Raw genomic sequence first — 20,439 nt, 5'->3', positions numbered from 1 at the left:
GTTGCAGACATGTCCATTTGGTCCCGCATAGCTGATGCGCTTGCCGCGCTGCGCTCTGGCGAAACTCTTTCGTCGGTTTTCGATACCCTGCGGTCGCCGCCGGAACGTTCGATCGCCTTCACGATCGCGGTGATCGCACTGGGCGCGAAGATGGCAAAAGCCGACGGTTTGGTGACCCGCGACGAAGTGACGGCCTTTCGTGAGGTGTTTCATATCCCCCCAGCAGAGGAAGCGAACGCGGCGCGGCTTTTCAACTTTGCGCGGCAGGATGTTGCGGGCTTCGAGGACTATGCGGAGCGGATCGCGCGTATGTTTAACGATGCGGACGGCACGCTTTGCGACTTGCTTGAGGGGTTGTTTTATATCGCAGTGGCGGACGGCGATTACCATCCGAATGAGGACCAGTTTCTGGCGCGCGTCTCCGAGATTTTTGGTCTGACTGATCGCCAGTTCCGCGCAATCCGAACACGCTTTGTCGCGGACGCAGCACCTGACCCATGGGCCGTTCTTGGGGTCGAACCCGGAACGCCGATGGCCGAGGTGCGTGCGACGTGGCGACAACTTGTTCGCGAAACCCACCCTGATCGCATGATGGCGCGCGGCTTGCCGGAAGAGGCGTTGAAAATGGCTGAGAAACGCCTCATCGCGATCAATCGCGCTTGGGAAGAGATCAACAAGGAAGCGGCCTAGGTGCGTTTGGCAACCTACAACGTCGAGTGGTTTTCGAACCTGTTCAACGATGCTGGGCGTCTGATGGAGGACACGCATTGGTCGGGCCGGTATGACGTTAAGCGGTTCGAACAGATCGAGGCATTGGGGATTGTTTTCAATGCATTGGATGCGGACGGCGTGATGATCATCGAAGCGCCCGATGGTCATGGAAAACGCGATGGCGTGGCCGCTCTAGAGACCTTCGCGCGCAAGATGGGCCTTAGGGCAAACCGCGCCGTGATGGGGTTTGTGAACGACACACAACAGGAGATCGCGTTTCTTTACGATCCCGACGTCATGACGGTTGTGCATGATCCCAAAGGCGACCCGCGCTTTGATCAGGACTATAAAATCGACCTGAATACCGACGCCGCGCCGGAAAAAGTACAATGGTCCAAACCTCCGCTTGAGCTTGCCATCGAGACGACGAACGGCACCAGACTGCGGTTGATCGGCGTACACGCAAAGTCCAAGGCACCGCATGGTGCGCGCTCGAATTCAGAAGCGATGCGGATTGCCATCCAGAACCGGCGCAAGCAATTGGCGCAGTGCATCTGGCTGCGCGAGCGCGTTGACGACCATCTCGATCAAGGGGACGATCTTGTTGTTCTGGGTGACTTCAATGACGGTCCGGGGCTGGATGAATACGAAAAGCTGTTTGGTCGCTCGGGTGTCGAAATCGTACTGGGCGGCAACGGTGAACTGCAATTATTTGACCCTCATGCGGAGATGATGATCGGTCGGACAGTCGGCCCTTTCCCCGTGTCTGCGCGGTTTTGGCTGGAGGATCAAAAGCGGTGGCTGGAGACTCTTCTGGACTATGTTATGGTTTCTCCGTCGCTTATGGACCGCGCCGGGGGCTGGCGCATCTGGCATCCGGTTGATGACCCGAAGATTGCTGCGGTGCCAGAGTTGGCGCAGGCGCTTTTCACGGCTTCGGACCATTTTCCCGTGACCGTTGAGCTTGATATATAATGGTTTTCACGCGTTGACGCATGGGGTCTGTCGGTGCATGGTCGCCACGTGATTTGCGTCGGGGGGATGCTCATGGACGCTAGCGGCGACGCAGCGACCGAAGATTGGGGACCGTTTGGTCGCCCGCTTTTCGAAGACCCAAGCGCACGCGCTTTGCGTCGGGTCGGAGTATTGGACGTCGGGTCGAACTCGGTTCGCATGGTGGTCTTTGACGGCGCTGCCCGCAGTCCGGCGTATTTCTTCAATGAAAAAGTAATGGCCGGGCTTGGTGCCGGGTTGGCCGAAACCGGGCGCTTGAATCCGGACGGGAAACGGCGCGCGTTGTCCGCCATCAAGAGATTTCAATTGCTTGCGGAAAGCATGGGAATCGCGCCGCTTACTGCTGTTGCGACAGCTGCGGTGCGCGAGGCGGAGGACGGTCCCGCGTTTAGGGAGGAGCTTGAACGCGAGACCGGCCTTCGCCTTTGGGTAATCGACGGCGAAGAAGAAGCGCGTCTGTCTGCACAGGGCGTTTTGCTGGGCTGGCCCGGGGCTTATGGGCTGGTGTGTGATATCGGCGGGTCTTCAATGGAGCTTGCGGAGCTGCGCGATGGGCGCGTGGGCAAGCGAATATCGACCAAGCTGGGACCTCAGCGTCTGAAGACTATCAAGGGCGGCAAGAAGGGCGTTAAAGCGCATATCGCGGCGGAAGTTTCCGAACTTGCGCAGGCGATGGGATCGCAAAAGGACCGGCTGTTTCTGGTGGGTGGATCCTGGCGCGCTTTGGCGCGGATCGATATGGACCGGCGTAATTATCCGCTGGCCGTTTTGCATGAATACCGGATGTCGCGGAAGTCTGTCCTGGCGACGGTCAATTATATCCAGGAGACCGACATTGAGGAGTTGCGTCTGCGCTGTGGACTAAGCGAAAGCCGGATGGCGCTGGTGCCGCTTGCTTCGCTGGTGCTGAAGCAATTGGTTCGACAACTCAAGCCGCACGACATCGCGATCTCAAGCTACGGTATCCGCGAAGGGATGCTTTACGAGCAAATGCCGCAGAGGCTCCGGGACCGCGATCCTCTAATAGAAGCCTGCCGCTTTGCCGAAGCGAAGGACGCACGCATTCCGGGTTTCGGAAGCCGTCTCTATGATTTCGTGCTGCCGCTTTTTTCGGGGCGCAATGCGCCTCCGCATCGGTTGGTGAAAGCCGCCTGCCTGTTGCATGACGTCAGCTGGCGTGCGCATCCCGACTACCGTCACGAGGTGTGCTTTGACGAGGCGACGCGCGCCAACCTTGGCGGCATGACACATCCCGAGCGAGTTTTTCTCGGGGTGGCATTGCTGCACAGATACAAGAACAGCCGCGAGAATTCACGGTTCGATCCGTTGTTCAAACTGATTGACGAAGATTTTCTGAAACAGGCGGAAGTGTTGGGCAAGGCTATGCGTTTCGGGGCCATGTTGACCGCATCCGAGGATGAAAAAATGGGGAAATTCAAATACTTCCCGAAAAAGCAGCGCCTTGAAGTCCGCCTTGCACCGGGCACGCGTGATCTTTTTGGTGAAGTCGCCGAAGCGCGTCTGAATGCGCTTGGTTCGGCTTTGAGGGCGACGGAAATCGCTGTGAGCTGGCGCTAAAGCTCGATTTCCTCGGGGGCCGGTTCCTCGGGATCCAACGGGGTTTTTCGACGGATGATGATGTCGCCGTTGGGCAGAACTTCCGGTGCGTGATAAGCGTCGAGATTTTCGATCAGGGCCGAGAAATCGTCGATTGCTGGCTCCATTTCTTCAAGCAAGCCGCGCATGAAAAGCCGCAAGGCCTCGCTCATTAGATCGCGCCCCTTTGGCTCGGGGGTGTCCTGAGCGAAGGCAGGCGCGGCGATAACGGCCAATGGGATCAGTAAACGAAACATGAGCCGATCTTAACACAGATTTACGGTTTTCACGACTGGGCAAAACTCAAATGGCCGGGCAGTTTGCCCGGCCAATTGAGTTTTTCACCAAGGGTTGGCTACTCGGCAGCGATCTTGATGACCGGTTCCATGCTGTCAAGGTCAGCATCCGAAAGGTGGCATTTGACCTGATGGCCGCCCTCCAATGTGCGCACGGGTGGCACCTCTTTCTCGCAAAGACCGCCGGGGACTTTGCTTTTCCAACGGCACCGCGTCTGGAACGGACAACCGGGGGGCGGGTTCATGGCCGAAGGGATATCACCTTCGAGGACGATGTGCGTTTTCTTGATGCTGGTGTCGGCGATCGGAACGGCCGACAAGAGCGCTTCGGTATAGGGGTGATAGGGAGGCGAGAAGACCTGATCGGTGGTGCCCATTTCGACGACATGACCAAGATACATGACCATGACTCGGTCCGAGAGGTAGCGCACGATCGAGAGGTCGTGGCTGATGAAAAGGAGTGTTGTTTTCTCATTGCGCTGGATTTCCATAAGGAGATCCGTGACGGCGGCCTGCACTGAGACGTCCAGGGCCGAGACGGGTTCATCCGCCACAACGATCCGAGCGCCACCCGCAAAAGCACGGGCGATACCAACGCGTTGCTTCTGGCCTCCGGACAATTGCCGGGGCATGCGGTCCGCAAATTCGCGGGGCAGTTTCACAAGGTCGAGAAGCTCGAGCATACGGGTGCGACGTTCGGCTTCGTTCTTGCCGATCTTGAAGATTTCCAGCGCACGGATGATCTGGCGACCGACTGTCATGGACGGGTTCAGGGTGTCGAATGGGTTTTGGAATACCATCTGCACGGACGACACGGTCTTCGTGTCACGCTGCTCTATGGGGGTGTCCTGGATTTCCCGATTGTCGAGGAGAATGCGCCCTTCCGTCGCGGTTTCCAGACCCATCAAGACCTTGGCGAAGGTCGACTTGCCGCAGCCGGATTCGCCGACGATGGCAAGTGTTTCGCTTTCGCGGGCTTCAAAGCTGAGGGTCTCGTTGGCTTTGACTACTTTTCTATTTGCGCCTCCGAACAGGGCGTTGGCGGAAACCTCGTAGTATTTCTTGAGGTCTTCCATCCTGAGGACGACGTCGCCGGGTTCGGTTTTCTTGGTCGTATCGCCGAGCTGGATTGGGGCGTTCCAGTCGATTTCCTCGAACTTCAGGCAACGCGTGGCGTGTCGGTCATTGCCTTTGACTGTGTGCATCTTGATGCCGCCGACGTTGCAGCGGCCTTCCTCGAAGTAGTCGCAGCGGGGGCCGAAGTTGCAGCCTTGCGGGCGCTCGTGAGGGAGGGGGAAGTTGCCCGGAATGGCGACAAGCGGGCGCGAGTTTTTGTCTGCACCCGGAAGCGGGATCGAGCGGAAAAGGGCTTGTGTATAAGGGTGTTGCATCTCGTCGAAGACATCTTCGATGGAGCCGGTTTCGACCGCTTCTCCGGAATACATGACGCAGAGACGGTCGCAGGTTTCGAGGACGAGTCCGAGGTTGTGGCTGATGAACAGCATCGAAGTGCCGTATTTCTTGCCGAGATCTTTGACCAGTTCGACAACGGCGGCTTCGACGGTAACGTCGAGGGCGGTTGTGGGCTCGTCGAGGATCAAGAGGGACGGGTTCGCCATGAGAGCCATGGCGATGACGATGCGCTGTTGCTGGCCGCCGGAAAGCTGGTGCGGATAGCTGTCGAGCATCCGCTTGGGATCGGGGAGTTTGACGTCCGTGACGACTTCCAAGGCACGCTTGTAAGCCTCCTTTTCGTCTACGCCGTCGTGGATCATCGGTACTTCCATCAACTGTTTGCCGATCTTCATCGCCGGGTTCAGGGAGGCCATAGGCTCTTGATAAATCATGGCAATTTCGCTGCCGCGAATGTCGCGGAGCTGTTCCAGTGACATCTTTCCAAGGTCTTGGCCCTTGAACTTGATCGAGCCGCCAACAATGCGACCGTTGACGCCCAGATCCTGCATGACGCCAAGTGCAACAGTGGACTTGCCGCAGCCGGATTCGCCCACAAGACCCATGGCCTCGCCGGGTTGAACGGTGCAGGAAAAATCCATCACAGCGGGAATTTCCCGCAGGCGCGTGAAGAAGCTGATGGACAGGCTGTCGATCTCGAGGATCGGTCCGTCGTAGTCGGTTTTTTTCATTTTCTGTCCCTCCCTGGGGCCGTGTATTTGGCGGCGCGGGCGATGTCTGTAGTACGTCGGTATAACGTCGGTGCGCCCGCGCGGTGCTTTCATCAGTCCTTAAGGCTCTCTTCGCGCAGACCGTCCGCAAGCAGGTTAAGCCCGAGCACGAGGCTCATCAGGGCTATTGCCGGTGCAAGGGCAGGGTGCGGATAGATCGACAGAAGGCGTCGGCCATCATTTATGGTTGATCCCCAGTCCGGGCTTTCTGGAGGCAGTCCGAGGCCGAAGAAGCCCAGTGTGCCGAGGAGGATCGTGGTATAGCCAATGCGTAGACAGAAATCGACGATCAGCGGTCCACGTGCGTTGGGAAGGATCTCCCAGAGCATGATATACCAGGGGCCTTCACCACGGGTTTGACCGGCGGCCACGTAATCGCGCGTTTTGATATCAAGCGCGATGCCGCGGACGATCCTGAAAACGGTTGGTGAGTTCACGAAGACCACCGACACGAAGACCACCAGAACGCCGCCCGGAATGTCGAACAGGTCAAGCGCGTCCGGCCAGAAGTTCAGCGGTGTGCGGTCCTGAGAGATCAGCGAGAAGTAGAGCAGCAGGCCCACGATCAGGATGCCGCCCACGTAGACTTTCTGTTTGCTCGGTTGGGTGTAGAACCGCGAGTTGAAAAGGACCACGAGGAAGATGATCGGGAAGAGGAACAGGACCGAGGCCATATAGCTTGGCAGGCCTGTTGCCACGATTTCCGGCGTCACCAGAAGGTAGAACAACAGGATGACCGGGAAGGCGAGGATCAGGTTCGCAAGGAAGGACAGGAAGGTGTCCAGCTTGCCGCCGTAGTAGGCGGCGGGCAGGCCCAGCGTGATGCCGACCATGAATGCGAAGAGGGTCGCCAGTGGCGCGATCTGGATGACCACCCACGACCCCGAGACCATGCGGCTGAAGACGTCGCGCGCAAGGTTGTCGCCCCCGAGGAGGTAGAAGGCGTATTCGCCTGCTTCCGCACCCGCAAGCGGTTCGCCCGGTGATTTGTTCTTCATGCCCGAGACTTGTGACAGAGGGTCATGTGTGACGATGAGGTCCATGGCGCTGAAGACGCCGGTGAACACCCAGAACATCACAATCGCAAAGCCGATCATGCCGACGAAGCTGTCGAACAGTTTGCCATAGAGGCCGAGCTTGCGTTTGAAAGTGATCGACAGGGCGAAGGTCACCACAAGGGCGATCCAGACTGGCAAGAACCGGGCTGAGATGGCACCGACGATGCCTTTGTTCTCGATGCCAGGGATCAGGATGCCACCGATCAGATAGATCAGTGTCAGCGCGATGATCCCAAGGAACAGATACCGTGAGGCGGTGCCTGCCATTTCGCCTGGGGTTTTCTTGGCCGCAAGGGCGCTCCCCTGCATTTCGGCGCTTGGCGAGACGAAGCTGAGGACGATTTGTGCGATCACCGCGATGCCAAAGGCGGCCCACAGTGCGAGGTAGATCGGGTTCAGGACGGATAGGCTACCGGTCCAGGAAAGTGGTTCCATAACTCTGTCCCTCCTTTAAGCGATACGAATGCGTGGGTTCAGGAACACATAGCCGATGTCGGATATCAGCTGCGTGATCAGAACGACGAAGACGGCAACGACGGAACAGGCGAGCAGAAGCTCGATGTCGTTGTTGCCAGCGGCTTGCACCAGCGTCCAGCCAAAGCCTTTGTAGTTGAACAGCGTCTCAACGATGACGACGCCGTTCAAAAGCCATGGGAACTGAAGCATGATTACCGTGAAGGGTGCGATCAGGGCGTTTCTGAGCGCGTGCTTCATGACGATGTTTGGAAAGCTCACGCCTTTCAGGCGCGCGGTACGGATGTATTGTGCTGTCATCACTTCGGTCATCGACGCGCGGGTCATACGCGCGATGTAGCCCATGCCGTAAAGGGCAATAGTGAGGACGGGCAGGAAGAAGTTTTCGAATGTGATGTCGTCGGCCGCCGAGGTGGCCGTGCCTTTGAACCATTTCACACCAGCCGAGGAGGCGAACAGCGTGATGAAGATCACGCCCGACACATATTCCGGGGTGGCGGTCGAGGCGATTGAGAAGGTCGAGAGTGAGCGGTCCAGTTTCGAGCCTTCGCGCATGCCCGCAAGCACGCCGACGATCAGGGCCGAGGGGACCATAAGCAGCATCACGAACAGCATCAGCCATCCGGTGAGGCCAAGGCGGGTCGAGACGATTTCACCCACATCGGCCTTGAAGACGGTCGATTGTCCCCAGTCGCCTTGCAGGATGCCGCAGAATGTTGGAGCGTCGGCTGGCTCCATGCCGCGCTTGATGCAGCGGCCGGTGATCTTGCCCTCGTCATCTGTGAAGGTGTGACCCGGCAGCACTCCAAGCCATTGTCCGTATTTCACCGGAAGTGGTTGGAGATAGCCGTTTTTCCCAAGATAGGAGGTCACGGCCTCGTCCGACATCCTTTGGTTGCCTTGCGTTTTGGCAAGCTTTTCAAGGTTCGGATAGAGGTTCGTCAGGAAGAAGACGATGAACGTCAGGCAGAGTGCCGTCAGTATCATCACGCCTAATCGGCGAAGGATGAATAGACCCATTTAGGTTACCCTGTTGTCTTTGCGGACCGTGTGGACTTTGTCTCTGAACCCCTGTCTTGGTCAGGGGCCGCCCCGCATTGTGAAAAGGGCGCCCGGTTTGATCCGGGCGCCCTTGGTTTGTTTTGGCTTAGGCTGCGAAGCCGAGATATTGTGGGTAAATCTCAAACGAGATGTGCATGTCTGCCCCCACAAGGCCTTCGCGGGCGTGGCGATAGAGCGAGCGCCAGTAAGGCTGGATCGTGACGCCTTCGTCCTGGATCAGTTTCTCGATCTTGGCCATAACTTCCCGGCGCTTGTCTGCGTCCGCGATGGCCAGAGCTTCGGCGAGCAGGCCGTCGAACTCGGCATTTGCCCAGCCGAATTCGTTCCAGGCTTCACCCGAACGGTAGGCCAGTGCCAGAACCTGAACGCCAAGGGGGCGGTGGTTCCAGTTGGTCGACGAGAACGGATACTTCGCCCAGTCGTTCCAGAAGGTCGAACCCGGAAGGATCGTCCGGCGCACTTTGAAGCCAGCGTCGCGCAGTTGCGCGGCGACGGCGTCGGTGGTGTTCTTGCGCCAGTCGTCGTCGATCGAGATGATCTCGTGCTCGAAGTCCATCATGCCGGCTTCTTCCATCAAAGCGCGCGCGCCTTCGACGTCGCGCACAAGCGGTGGAAGTTCGGCATATTCTGGGTGAATCGGCGCCACGTGGTGGTTTTCAGCCGTCACACCGCGGTTGCCATAGCCCAGCTCCAGACACACCGAGTTATCGACGGCCATAGCGATGGCCTTGCGGACGCGGGGGTCTGCGTAAGGCTTCATGCCGTCGATCTCGGCAAGTTGGTTTGGACGTACGACAATGGTCGAACCCGTGACAACTTCGGTCTGCACGAGGCCGAGGTCGTTCATGATGTCGATGAATTCACCAACCGACTCGTAGAGGAAATCGACCTCTTCGGATTCGATCGCCGCCAGCCATGCTGCCGGGTCTGTGCCGTAGTCGATGAATTCGATCGAATCGAGCGGTGGCTCGCCGAAGACTTCGGTGCCCCACCAGTTGTGCTCGGTGTTCTTGACCAGAACCCCTTTCACGCCGACTTCCAATTCGCTCATCAGGAACGGACCGGTGCCGACGGCGTTCATCACGTCGTTCGGGTCGAAGGACGGGTGCACGATTGCAGCCGGATAGTCGGCCATGCCAGCGATCAGCGAGATGTCCGGGGCTGGCAGGTTGAGGACAACGGTCAGGTCGTCAGCCGCAACGGCTGCGCCTTCGATCAGCTTGCTCGTATCGGGGTCGATCAGCGTGGCAAAGCGGCCAGCCATCGAGTTTGCTTCGACGTTCTTGTCACACCAGCGCGCGATGTTGTTGATGACATCGGCAGCCGTGAAGGCGTCACCGTTGTTCCATGTCACGCCGGGGCGCACGCGCAGGGTATACTGTGTTGCGTCGTCGTTGACGTCCCAGCCTTCCAGAAGCATCGGCGTGAAGGAACCATCGTTGTTATACTGCACGAGATACTCAAGCGTGCCGCGTGCATAGTTCGCGATCTGGCTCCAGTCCCATGTGCGGGTGTCTTTCAGTGCGCGCACTTCCATCTGGATGCGCATCGTGCCGCCCATCTGGGCGTGGCCACCTGCGCGTGCAGGTGCAGCGGCACCGATCATGCCGTAGGCGGTTGTCGTCGCGACGCCAAGTGCCGTCGCGCGCGTGATGAATTCGCGGCGGTTCAACTTACCTTCCGCTACTTCTCGCGCATACATTTCCGCAGCAGGATGCACACGCGACAGCGTGTTTTCATTCGTTTCCATAAAGTCTTTCTCCCTGTCAGACTTATTTTTAGGTAGGATGCAGCGCCATGAGCTATGACTGCCTGCAATGCGCAGGGTCCCGCCCACGCACGTTTTCCACGCGCAGTTCCGCATGGATCCGCAACAAGGTCAACGGATCCCGACGTCATTTCATGTAACATTTGCGACATTTCAGCTTGCCGAAAACGACATTTCAGTTGTGTCGGCTCAATTTACGTTACGTCACTTCGCGACTCGGAATTCTGTCGGGCTGAGACCACTGCGCGACCGGAAGGCCCGTGTGAAATAGGCGGGTGAGGCAAAACCGCTTTTCGCGGCGATTTTGGACACGGCCAGATCGGTGTCTTTCAGCAACCGGCAAGCTTCGAAATGACGGCGATCTGACAGAATATCGAGGGCAGCTCGCCCAGAGGCCTTGCGGCAAGTGCGGGTCAGATGCGTGGGTGTCACGCCCAGTTTCGAGGCGTAATACTGGACGCCCAATGGGCGGTTGAAGTCGCGCTCGACAAGGCTGGTAAAGGCTTCGGTCAGCTTCAGGGCGGTGGCGAGGCTTGGGTCCGTGTGGTCGGTCTCGCTGACTGATGCACGGGTGCGCTCGAACCAGATCGACAGAAGGCCTTCGTGATGGGCGATGGCGCGGTCCGTGTCGGCTGCGCCGGAGTTCTGCTCGCGCTCGATGGCGTCGATCATGCCGGTCAGTTCGCGGTGCAGGCGCACTTCGCGCAGGCGCAGGTGGGCAGGTTCCTGCGGCCAATCGCCTTCCGACAGGCGTACCACCGAGCCAAGCACGGCCGGATTGACGGTGAAGCCGTGCATCGTGCCGGCGGGAAGAAACACCGCGCTGTGAGCGCCGTATCCGCCAGAGCGTCCGGCGATCGTGATGCGGCCCTGACCACGGGTGAACCAGATCAGCACCGGGCGGTCGTAGCTGCGCATTGCTTCGGTACGCCAGCGTCCGCCCTGCGCCATGCGGGTGATCGAGGTCACTTCTGCGACCTGAATGGCTCGGGGGAGCGGGCGCGTCTGCGCGCTGAGATGCAGGCGCTGCGCGTTTGGTGTCGCCTCTGCCAAGGGCAGAAGTGTCAGACGTGGCAATGACATAGGCAGCCGGTCCCCCAACCAGGTGAAGACCAGAGGTTATGCAAAGCAACCCCGGCCCGTCAACTGTCTGGTGCGTCTGGCTTTTTCTCGCGCGATTTTCCGAGCAAACGCCCGATAATGAAGGTTGTTCGGGGTGCGTAGATATAATTGGTTTTGGATTCTGCTTCGCGCACGCGCATCCGCAGCAGGCTGAAAGCGATGAGAATCACATGTGCCAGCGAGACGAAGGCGAACATGGCTTCCGGACCGAACCCGTCGATAAGTGTGGACACCAGATAGGGTGCCGCGATCGCGCCGACGGCGTAAAAGAACATCAAGGCGGCGGACAGCTCGACGCGTTGCTCGTCGTTGGCGAAGTCATGTGCGTGGGCGGTTGCGACCGAGTAGATCGGGAAGGTGGCAAACCCGAACAGGCCCGATGCGATAAAGACGGCCACCGAGCCGCCGGTCGAAACCGCAACGGTGATGGCGCAGGTGACGATCGCCAGAACCGAGAGCCACACCAGCACCCAGCGCCGGTCAAAGCGGTCGGCGAGCCACCCGGCGGGGTATTGGCTGAGAGCGCCGCCAAGAACGAAAGCGGCAAGGAAAAGGGCGATCTGGTCGACGGTGAGGCCGACCTCGATGCCGTAGATCGGGCCGACCATGCGGAACGATGCGGTGGTGACACCAGCCGAAATCACGGCGGCCGAGGCCAGGGGTGAGAGTTTCCATGCAAGGTCGGGGCGCAGGCGCGGGGCAAACGGAATGGCAGGTTGTTCAACGCGCGTCATGACCAGCGGCAGCAAGGCTGCGCAGCAGATGATGGCAAGAATGTTGTAGGACACATAGTTGGCCGGTTCGAGGACCGAGATCATCAACTGTGCGGCCAACGACCCTCCGATATCGACGACGCGGTAAGTCCCCATCGCGCGACCCCGGTTCTCGTTCGTGGCCTTCGCCTGCAGCCAGCTTTCCACAACGGTATAACACCCGGCGACGCACAGGCCCGACATGACGCGCATCAGGGCCCAGGCATAGGCGTCGATCACAATCATATGGGCGAGGACGCCGATGGTGCCGATGGCAGTGAAGGCGGCGAACGCGCGGCTGTGACCGACGGCGCCCATCAGGCGGGGGGCCAGCCAGCATCCGATGAAGAAGCCGACGAAATGCGCCGAGCCGAGGAGGCCGATCTGCGCCGTGGTAAAGCCAAGCTGGATGCCCGACAGCGCATCTAGGGGTCCAAGGCCTCCCGAGCCCAATTGCAGAAATACGATCGACAGGAACAGGGCGGCGAAGGAAATCAGAAGGCGCATGCGGTGCAGACTTTCACAGAACTGTGTCTGTTTCGACCTCGCGGTTGTGAAATGCTAGTGCTTTTTCGACAAATGCGCGGCTGAAACAGGAATTGGGATTGAAATGCCGCTGTGACCGGTCACGTTAAGGGGCATGACGCTTTCCATGTACCACATCCCCGTTTGTCCGTTCAGCCAACGCGTCGAGATCCTGTTGTCGCTAAAAGGCCTGTCCGATCAGGTTGTATTTCACACGGTGGACATAACGAAGCCTCGGCCGGAGTTTCTGCTGGAGCTGACCAAGGGGACGACGGCATTGCCGGTGATCGATGTGCCCGGCAAGACCGCGATCAAGGAGAGCATGGTGATCCTGCAGATGATCGAGGACATGTTCCCCGACCCGCCCGTGGCGCGCCTTGATCCGCATGAACATGCGCTTGAGAGCCTGTTGGTCGAACAGGAGGAGGCCTTTACCGGGGCCGGCTACATGATGGTGATGAACCAGGACGCGGGCAAACGCGGTGAGTTCCGCGACCGCATTCTTGGGCTCTATCGTGGGATGAACGATATTCTCTTGGATTATGCGCCGGGGGACACTTACTTTTTTGATCGCTTTGGGTGGTCGGAGGTGGTCTTTACGCCGATGTTCATGCGCTTCTGGTTTCTTGAGTATTATGAAGGCTTTGATCTGCCGGACGGCGCCGAGTATGCCCGCGTGCGCCGCTGGCGCGAGGCCTGTCTGGCCGAGCCGCACGCCCAGCAGGTGACGCCCGAGCAAATCAACAAGCTGTATTACGACTATGCGCGGGGCAAGGGGAACGGCGCCTTGCCGGACGGGCGGTCGGTGTCATCGTTCACCTTGGAGCCGGACTGGCCGGGCCGCCCGATGCCGCCTGCCGACAAGTACGGACCCGGCGCGACGGATGCCGAGCTTGGGCTGGCCTAGGCCTCAGACCGTGTCGAGGTAGAGGTCTATGCGTTCGTCGATCGACAATTCGTCGTAATATTGCAGTTCCTGCCGCTTGGTCATGACGTAGTTGTGGATCAATTCCTGCGGCAGAATGTGCGGGATAAGTTTGCTTTTTTCAAAGATATCGATGGCGGTTTCCCAGTCCGAGGGCAGGGTTTCGAGCTGCCGCGCGTAGGCGTTGCCTTTGATCGCCTGTGGCGGAACGGTTTTGTCCTCGATGCCCTGGATCGCCGCGCCAAGAACGGCGGCCAGCATCAAGTACGGGTTGATGTCTCCACCCGCGACGCGGTGTTCGATGCGGCGCGCAGACGAGGGGCCGGCAGGAATGCGGATGGCGGCGGTGCGGTTTTCATAGGCCCAGCCGATGCCCGTTGGCGCATGGGCCCCGGGAACGAGGCGTTCGTAACTGTTTCCATGCGGCGCGAAGATCAGGGTCTGGTCCTTCATCGCGCGCAGACAGCCACCAACCGCGTAAAGCAGCGCATCGGTGCCACGGTCGCCGCCATTGTCAAACACGTTGTTGCCGTCTTTGTCGACGACCGAGAAATGCACGTGCATCCCGTTACCGGGCCAGTCGGGATAGGGCTTGGCCATGAAGCTGGCGGCGAAGCCGTGCTTGCGCGCAAGTCCGCGGGTGAGGATCTTGAACAGCCAGGCGTCATCGGCGGCCTGCATCGCGGGGCCGTGCACGAGATTGATTTCATATTGTCCCATGCCCGCTTCGGAAATGGCGGTTTCTGCCGGGATGCCCATGGCTTCGCAGGCCTCGTAGAGCTCGGCGAAGAAAGTGTCGAAGGCGTCGAGAGCGCGGATCGACAGGATCTCGCCGCCGAGGCGTCGTTTGCCGGAGCGCGGCGAAGGGGGCGGCTGCAGCGTGTCGCCGGTGTCATCAAGGAGATAGAATTCCAGTTCCGTGGCCGCGACGACAGACCAGCCGTGCTCGGCGTAGCGGTCGAGGATCAATTTCAATGCGTGGCGGGGGTCGCCGGCGAATGGGTCTCCGGCTTCGGTATACATCCACATCGGCAAGAGCGCAGTCGGGTGCGTCAGCCAAGGCATCGGCACAAAGCCGCGTTCGGTCGGGCGCAGAATGCCGTCGCGGTCGCCACTTTCGAACACCAGCGGGCTGTCTTCGATATCATCGCCCCAGATATCCACGTTCAAAACAGAAAGAGGCATCCGGGTGGTGCCTTCCAGTGCCTTGAGCGCAAAGCCGGACGGCATGCGTTTGCCGCGTGCCTGACCGTTCAGGTCTGCGACAGCAGTGGTCACGTTACGAACTTGTGGGTTGTCTTTCAGCCAGTCTTCCATCGTCTTCACCGAATGATTTGCGGGCGATAGCGAATGCGCTTTGCCTCTTGCGGCATATGCCTGTTCAGGCGCTTGTTTACCAGTGAGAAGATGCCGATGATCGTGAGGGTGAGGAGGATGAAATAGAAGGCGACGATCGGGTAGGGGATGAAAGGATTGAAGGTTTTGTCAGCGAAATAGTTGGCATAATAGAGCGCGTCGCCGCGTTGCTGCCATGCGGGAAACCCCGAGAAGAAGACCAGTGTCGTGGAGTGAAAGAGGAAGATCGCCTCGTTCGTGTAAGACGGCCATGCCAGACGCAGCATGGTCGGGAAAGTGATGCGCCTGAAGCGACTCCATCCGGTAATGCCATAGGCGTCGGCGGCTTCCAGATCGCCTTTGGGGATAGAGCGAAGTGCGCCGTAGAAAATCTCGCCAGAATAGGCGGCGGTGTTGAGGAACAAGACGATCAGGGCACCTGCCCATGCGCGTGTGAGCCAGCTGGTTTCGGCCGTCATGCCGAAGATCTCGATGCCTCCGCGCGGCAACAGGACAAGGGCCTCGTAGGCGAGGAAGAACTGGATAAAGAGCGGCGAGCCCCGGAAGATGAAGATGAACCAGTCGCAGGGTTTTCGCACGAGAGGATTGCGCGACGCCTTGCCAACGGCGACCGCCGTGGCAAGGAAGAAGCCGGAACTTAGGGCGAGAAGGCCGAAGTAGATGTTCCAGATCAGCCCCGACGCGATCAGCGTAAATTGCTGGCAAAGCGTGAAATCCGAGCGCGGCAGAAGGCGTTCGCCGATCCCGATGGAGCGCAGGCCATAGTCGGCGATGGTTTCCCAGCAGCTCATGCGACACCCTTGCGCAGGTCTTCGCCCGCCGAGGTTGCCTGCCCGTGCGAGAGGCGGGTGTTCACGCGCTTCAGCACGCGCTCCGACATGGCCGTGAGGCTGAGGTAGAACACCAACAGGCCGAGGAAATAATAGAGCCGCCAGTCAGGGTGCGGGTATTGGAAGACCGCGCCTTTCGTGCCGCCCAGTTCGCGCGCCCAGTAGACGATATCTTCGACGCCGAGGAGGAACAGAAGCGGGGTCGCCTTGATGAGGATCATCCAGACGTTCGACAGGCCCGGCAGCGCGTAGACCCACATTTGCGGCACGAGAATGCGCCAGAACGCTTGTCTTTGCGTCATGCCGTAGGCTTCGGCTGTTTCCATCTGCGCGCGCGGTACGGCTGTCATCGCACCATATAGGACGTTGGCGGCGAAGGCTCCGAAGACGATGGAGAAGGTCAGGACGGCCAACGAGAAGCCGTAGACTTCGTGGACCCATTGCGGGGCGTTTGACAGGGGCAGTTTCGCGCTTTGGCAGACGACGAAATCGCTGCCCTGACGGATGGAGTCAGTCCACTCGGGGCATTTGGCCTTGTGTCGGAGATACTCGAATGCCTGGTCCAGAGCGATCACGAAAAAGAGGAAAAACGCGATATCGGGCACGCCGCGCACGATGGCGGTGTAGCCTTTGCCGAACCAACTGACAGGCGGGATACGGCTTCGTGAGGCCATGGCGCCGGCAAAGCCGAAGGCAAGCGCGATGGGGGCTGTGATGGCGAGCAAAAGGAGCACCGTGCCGAAGGACGTATAGGCAATGAGGTGTTTGCCGTTGGTCAGGTAACAGGCAAACCACCGGGCCGTTTCGAGTGTGCTTGGATCGGTGCAAAAGGAAAAGATAGTTTGGTCCCCGCGTCGGGTTGGCTGGGGCGTGAGGTCGCCCCAACCTGTTGTTTTGCTGTCAGATTACCACTGGCTGCTGACTTCCCATTTGGCGATCAGGGCGTTCAGCGTGCCGTCATCTTTCATCGACTGGATGGCCGCGTCGAACTTGGCGCGCAGTTCACCGTCGCTTTCGCGGAAACCCATGCCGACTCCGCCACCGAGCATCACCGGATCACCGACAAACATGATGTCGCCGTTGGCTTCAATGGCCGTGCCTATGAACGAAGCATCCGCCAGAACTGCATCCGCTTCACCGTTTACGATGGCAGCAATGGTATCGTCGGGCGAGGAAAACTCGACCAGAGTCGCACCGCTTTCCGCGACAAAGCCTGCCTGGATCGTGCCGGCCTGCGCTGCGATCACACCTCCGGCCAAGTCAACGTCGGCAGAAAGCGCCGCATAGGCGGATGGATCTGGTGGCGTGTAGGCCTGCGTGAAGTCGATCACTTCGTCGCGTTCGTCGGTAATGGACATGCCGGCGATGATCGCATCGTAGTTGCCCGAGGTCAGGTTCGGAATGATCGAGTCCCACTCGTTGACCGACCATTCGCAGTTGAGTTCGGCGCGCAGGCAAAGTTCGTCACCCAATTCGCGCTCGAAGCCGTCAACTTCGCCATTGTCGTTGACGAAATTCCACGGAGGGTAGGCGCCTTCTGTCGTCAAGCGCACAACGGAGTGACCGTCGGCATATGCAGCGCTGGCGGCGATGGCCGCGGCGGCTGCGCTTAGGATAAGTGTTCTCATTGTTTTCTCCCTAACTGGTAACACTTTGATATCACGCGGAGACAGCAGACAGAAACTGCTGCAGTCGCGTGGACTTCGGGCTGACGAACAGAGTGTCCGGCGCCCCTTCTTCTTCAATCTTGCCTTGGTGCAGGAATACGACGTGATCGCTGACGTCGCGCGCCAGAGACATGTCGTGGGTGACGATCAGCATCGTGCGGCCCTCATTGGCAAGGGCTTTGATGACGCGGATGACTTCCTGTTCAAGTTCGGGGTCGAGTGCGCTTGTCGGCTCATCGAACAAGAGCGCGCGGGGTTCCATGCAAAGCGCGCGCGCAATGGCGGCGCGCTGTTGCTGGCCGCCGGAAAGCTGGGCGGGCCAGACGTCGCATTTGTCGCCGATGCCGACCTTGTCGAGATAATCGCGGGCCTTTTCTTCGACTTCGGCGGGGTCGCGTTTCATCACGGTGACGGGGGCTTCCATGACGTTTTGCAGGATCGTCATGTGGGACCAGAGGTTGAATTGCTGGAACACCATCGACAGGTTCGTGCGGATCCGGGTGACCTGGGTGCGATCGGCCGGATGGCGGTTCAGGCCGCTGCCTCTCCAATTGACGGGTTCCCCTTCGAAGATGATTTCGCCTTGCTGGCTGTCCTCAAGAAGGTTCGCGCATCGCAGCAGCGTGGATTTGCCCGAGCCGGACGATCCGATGAGCGAGATCACATGTCCGCGCGGGGCGGTCATGCTTACGCCTTTCAGGACTTCCAGCGCGCCATAGGCTTTGTGGAGGTCCCGGATTTCGATGACTGGTGCGGTTTCGCTCACGTGTCGCAACTTTTTGTTATCCCCGGTGCAGGAGTAAGACGCGAATTGTTTTGAATTGCAATGGCCGAGGCGGCAATTACGTAGAGTCAGGTTTGCCAGCTGCGCGGGTCGGGCGGCAGCGGAATCTCATATGCCTCGTTGGGCAGCGCGATGATGTTTTTCAGGCCAAACACTGTGCGATGGCGGTCATCGAGGCCGACAATCGCGGCCTTGATCGCGGCATCGAAAGGTGCGGGGTCGTTGCCGCGGGCCGTGACGAAGGTCATGCCGGGGCTGGGCTCGGTCGCGCCGAGGACGCGGACCAGTCGGGTCTTTGGGTCGATGCGTTTCAGGATCTCGAAGGTTTGGGCGTCAATGGTGCAGAAGGCGGCGTCGCCGGCGATGACCGCGCCGAGCGAGTGCTGGTGGCTGCCAGTCCAACAGGTTGGTTTGAAACGGATACTTCGGGCCAGAGCCCAGTTGGCGGCAGCGCCCCATCCGGAGTGGCTGTCGTCAGAGTTGAGCGCCATCGTGGCTCCGGCAAGCTCTTCCGGGGTCTGGGCGGGGTGATCGGTGCGAACGATGAAAAGCGCGCGATACTGACCTGGACCGCAGCCTTCGAGGCCATAGTCGCAAGCCCCGATGCGGGTGAGGGTGTTTTTGAATTCAGCGCGGTAGGGAAGGTTGCAGATGTGGCTGAGAACGAGGTCGGGGGCGGACCAGACCTGATGTGGGGATTTCGTTTCATTGAGGGACTTGGGCGCTTTGACGCCGTGGGCTCTCAAATGGTCGCGCGTGAGGCTCCAGAATGCCACATGAGCGGCCTTGGTTTCAGCGAACCAATACATCGGCAGGGCCGATATCATTATTTTCTTTCAACACGTTGACGGGCAAGCGCGCTGTCGCGGTCGTTGATGCCGAGCATCGGGGCGACAAGGCGCATGAGGGCGTCTTCCTCGTGGTCGCGCGTGCCGTCGGCGAGAACGATTTCCCATAGCGCCTCGACGATTTCAGTGCGGTTTTCGTAAGGCACGGTGTCTTTCAAGGCGCGGGTGAAGCGGACGGTGTCCGGGGCTTCCTGTTCCAGTTGCTCGGCATCGGCGCGGAGTTTCGACACCTCGAACGGGCCGAGATTATATCGTGTTTTCAGAATGTTATCTATGGCGTCGATTTCGACGCGGGCGTAGTCGCCGTCGGTGCGGGCGATGCGCACCAAGAGGGCTGCGAGTGCCAGACGGCAGTCGTCGCCTGTAAGCGGATCGGGATCGGGGGCCGTCAGGCTGCGCAGGAAAGCTTCGAACATGGGGGAGATATAGGGCGGCAGTCGCAGAGGGAAAAGGGTGTAATCGCAATGGCAGTATCACGTCGGTATGACGTCGGTTTCACGTCGGTGCGACCGCGCGCCGGGTTAGGGCTTTGGTAGAAAACGGGCGAAGTGTGGTGCTGTCCAGCGGACGGGAGACTCCGGTGGGAGTTTTTGGGACCCAAAAAAGGGCAGGTGTTTTGTGAGAAACGAGACGGGCCAGTCGCTTGGACCGGCCCGTTCATGTCGACGCGACAATTCTAGCCAAATTATCCGTACCAGTTGGCGATTTTCACTTCGGAGGCGTCGCCCACGAGGGTTGCGAAGGTTTCGGGATCCTGGGTGCCGTCCTCGCCGCGACCCCGGAAGTGGTAGGGGTAGACGTAGGTGGGGGCGAAGGCTTTGACTGCCTCAGCCGCGGCTTCGGCGGACATGGTGAACGGCATGTTCATGCAGACGAAGGCGAGGTCGATGTTTTCGAGCGCGCTCATTTCAGGCGTTTGTTCGGTGTCGCCGGAGATGTAGATGCGGAACCCGTCGAAATTCAGGATATAGCCGTTGTCGCGGCCCTGGGGGTGGAAGTTTTGTTTGTCTTCCGAAGTGTTGTAGGCGGCGATGGCTTCGATTTCGATGCCGTTCCATGTGGTGCTTTCGCCGTTGGCAATCTGGCTGGCGTTGGCCTTGAGGCTTTCGGGCAGCATTCCGGCGACGGCCGGGTTGGTGATCATGGCGGCGTCGCCTTTGATCGCCGTGATCGCGTCGGGCACGTAGTGGTCGCCGTGTTCGTGGGTGACGAGGACGAGGTCTGCAGGTGGCATTCCGTCGTAGGTCGATGCGTCACCGACCGGGTCGACGTAAATGACGCCCGCCGGGGTTTCGAGGACCATCGTGGCGTGGCTGATCGGATGGACGGTGATCAGACCAGCGTTGGTCTTGAACTCATTGGGAGAGTGGCCGCCTGCGCGCGAGGCGAAGGGTAGCACGGTGATCGTACCGGCTGCGGCTGCGGTTTGGAGGAAAGTGCGGCGTGTGGGCATTTTTTGATAACTCCG

At 59.5% G+C, this 20,439-nt stretch carries 19 protein-coding genes; 4 read left to right on the top strand and 15 right to left on the bottom strand.

What is annotated here, in order from left to right; genetic code table 11:
- The first annotated feature begins 9 nt into the window (after positions 1 to 9).
- The 3 genes from BOA8489_RS03595 to BOA8489_RS03585 all read left to right on the top strand — a co-directional run bounded on the left by BOA8489_RS03595 (position 10) and on the right by BOA8489_RS03585 (position 3,303).
- Positions 10 to 690, top strand: a complete 681-nt coding sequence (locus BOA8489_RS03595) for a molecular chaperone DjiA (RefSeq protein WP_093972624.1) — start codon at positions 10 to 12, stop codon at positions 688 to 690.
- A complete protein-coding gene (locus tag BOA8489_RS03590) occupies positions 691 to 1,686 on the top strand; it encodes an endonuclease/exonuclease/phosphatase family protein (protein ID WP_093972623.1) in 996 nt (331 codons plus the stop codon). It begins immediately after the preceding gene.
- A gap of 72 nt (positions 1,687 to 1,758) precedes the next feature.
- Positions 1,759 to 3,303, top strand: a complete 1,545-nt coding sequence (locus BOA8489_RS03585) for a Ppx/GppA family phosphatase (RefSeq protein WP_093972622.1) — start codon at positions 1,759 to 1,761, stop codon at positions 3,301 to 3,303.
- On the opposite strand, the gene BOA8489_RS03580 is transcribed toward BOA8489_RS03585, so the two are convergent.
- The 7 genes from BOA8489_RS03580 to BOA8489_RS03550 form a co-directional block, all read right to left on the bottom strand.
- Positions 3,300 to 3,578 (bottom strand): hypothetical protein, encoded by a 279-nt coding sequence (locus BOA8489_RS03580; protein ID WP_093972621.1) that lies wholly within the window; start codon positions 3,576 to 3,578, stop codon positions 3,300 to 3,302. The two genes, BOA8489_RS03585 and BOA8489_RS03580, sit on opposite strands and share 4 nt — an antisense overlap.
- A 98-nt stretch (positions 3,579 to 3,676) precedes the next feature.
- On the bottom strand, positions 3,677 to 5,761 hold the full coding sequence (locus tag BOA8489_RS03575) for a dipeptide ABC transporter ATP-binding protein (protein WP_093972620.1): 2,085 nt from the start codon (positions 5,759 to 5,761) through the stop codon (positions 3,677 to 3,679).
- A 92-nt stretch (positions 5,762 to 5,853) separates the two neighbouring features.
- Positions 5,854 to 7,293 carry an ABC transporter permease gene (locus BOA8489_RS03570; protein WP_093972619.1) on the bottom strand — a complete coding sequence of 480 codons (1,440 nt, stop codon included), beginning with the start codon at positions 7,291 to 7,293 and terminating at the stop codon, positions 5,854 to 5,856.
- A 15-nt stretch (positions 7,294 to 7,308) separates the two neighbouring features.
- Positions 7,309 to 8,352 (bottom strand): ABC transporter permease, encoded by a 1,044-nt coding sequence (locus tag BOA8489_RS03565; RefSeq protein WP_093972618.1) that lies wholly within the window; start codon positions 8,350 to 8,352, stop codon positions 7,309 to 7,311.
- A 127-nt stretch (positions 8,353 to 8,479) separates the two neighbouring features.
- Positions 8,480 to 10,144 carry an ABC transporter substrate-binding protein gene (locus BOA8489_RS03560; RefSeq protein ID WP_093972617.1) on the bottom strand — a complete coding sequence of 555 codons (1,665 nt, stop codon included), beginning with the start codon at positions 10,142 to 10,144 and terminating at the stop codon, positions 8,480 to 8,482.
- 222 nt (positions 10,145 to 10,366) lie between these two features.
- Positions 10,367 to 11,245 (bottom strand): helix-turn-helix transcriptional regulator, encoded by an 879-nt coding sequence (locus BOA8489_RS03555; protein WP_093972616.1) that lies wholly within the window; start codon positions 11,243 to 11,245, stop codon positions 10,367 to 10,369.
- Positions 11,246 to 11,304: 59 nt separating this feature from the next.
- The gene (locus BOA8489_RS03550; protein ID WP_093972615.1) at positions 11,305 to 12,543 is read right to left on the bottom strand and encodes an MFS transporter; all 1,239 of its coding nucleotides are present in this window, start codon (positions 12,541 to 12,543) and stop codon (positions 11,305 to 11,307) included.
- A gap of 145 nt (positions 12,544 to 12,688) precedes the next feature.
- Here BOA8489_RS03550 and BOA8489_RS03545 point away from each other — a divergent pair, with 145 nt between their 5' ends.
- Positions 12,689 to 13,468, top strand: coding sequence for a glutathione S-transferase family protein (locus tag BOA8489_RS03545; RefSeq protein WP_093973026.1), 780 nt, complete (start codon positions 12,689 to 12,691; stop codon positions 13,466 to 13,468).
- A gap of 3 nt (positions 13,469 to 13,471) precedes the next feature.
- Here the strand turns inward: BOA8489_RS03545 and BOA8489_RS03540 are convergent, their stop codons facing one another.
- From BOA8489_RS03540 to BOA8489_RS03505, 8 genes are all read right to left on the bottom strand, one after another.
- Positions 13,472 to 14,803: a glutamine synthetase family protein gene (locus tag BOA8489_RS03540; protein WP_093973025.1), complete on the bottom strand. Its 1,332-nt coding sequence runs from the start codon at positions 14,801 to 14,803 to the stop codon at positions 13,472 to 13,474.
- Between the two features lie 5 nt (positions 14,804 to 14,808).
- Entirely contained in the window at positions 14,809 to 15,633 is an 825-nt protein-coding gene (locus tag BOA8489_RS03535; protein WP_093972614.1) for an ABC transporter permease, read from the bottom strand.
- A complete protein-coding gene (locus tag BOA8489_RS03530; protein WP_093972613.1) occupies positions 15,630 to 16,511 on the bottom strand; it encodes an ABC transporter permease in 882 nt (293 codons plus the stop codon). The genes BOA8489_RS03535 and BOA8489_RS03530 overlap by 4 nt, the downstream gene beginning before the upstream one ends.
- A 66-nt stretch (positions 16,512 to 16,577) precedes the next feature.
- Positions 16,578 to 17,300 carry a transporter substrate-binding domain-containing protein gene (locus BOA8489_RS03525; protein ID WP_093972612.1) on the bottom strand — a complete coding sequence of 241 codons (723 nt, stop codon included), beginning with the start codon at positions 17,298 to 17,300 and terminating at the stop codon, positions 16,578 to 16,580.
- 31 nt (positions 17,301 to 17,331) lie between these two features.
- Complete coding sequence (locus BOA8489_RS03520; protein WP_093972611.1) at positions 17,332 to 18,105, bottom strand: ABC transporter ATP-binding protein; 774 nt, start codon at positions 18,103 to 18,105, stop codon at positions 17,332 to 17,334.
- A gap of 86 nt (positions 18,106 to 18,191) precedes the next feature.
- Positions 18,192 to 18,950, bottom strand: a complete 759-nt coding sequence (locus BOA8489_RS03515) for a phosphate/phosphite/phosphonate ABC transporter substrate-binding protein (protein WP_093972610.1) — start codon at positions 18,948 to 18,950, stop codon at positions 18,192 to 18,194.
- The gene (locus tag BOA8489_RS03510; RefSeq protein WP_093972609.1) at positions 18,950 to 19,387 is read right to left on the bottom strand and encodes a tellurite resistance TerB family protein; all 438 of its coding nucleotides are present in this window, start codon (positions 19,385 to 19,387) and stop codon (positions 18,950 to 18,952) included. Before BOA8489_RS03510 ends, BOA8489_RS03515 begins: the two co-directional genes overlap by 1 nt.
- A 269-nt stretch (positions 19,388 to 19,656) precedes the next feature.
- Positions 19,657 to 20,424, bottom strand: a complete 768-nt coding sequence (locus tag BOA8489_RS03505; protein WP_093972608.1) for an MBL fold metallo-hydrolase — start codon at positions 20,422 to 20,424, stop codon at positions 19,657 to 19,659.
- Positions 20,425 to 20,439 lie beyond the last annotated feature (15 nt).

It is taken from the genome of Boseongicola aestuarii, assembly GCF_900184815.1.
In the GTDB taxonomy this organism is placed as follows: domain Bacteria; phylum Pseudomonadota; class Alphaproteobacteria; order Rhodobacterales; family Rhodobacteraceae; genus Boseongicola; species Boseongicola aestuarii.
Note: the sequence above shows the minus strand (reverse complement) of the source record. Positions and strands in the feature narration are given on the sequence as shown.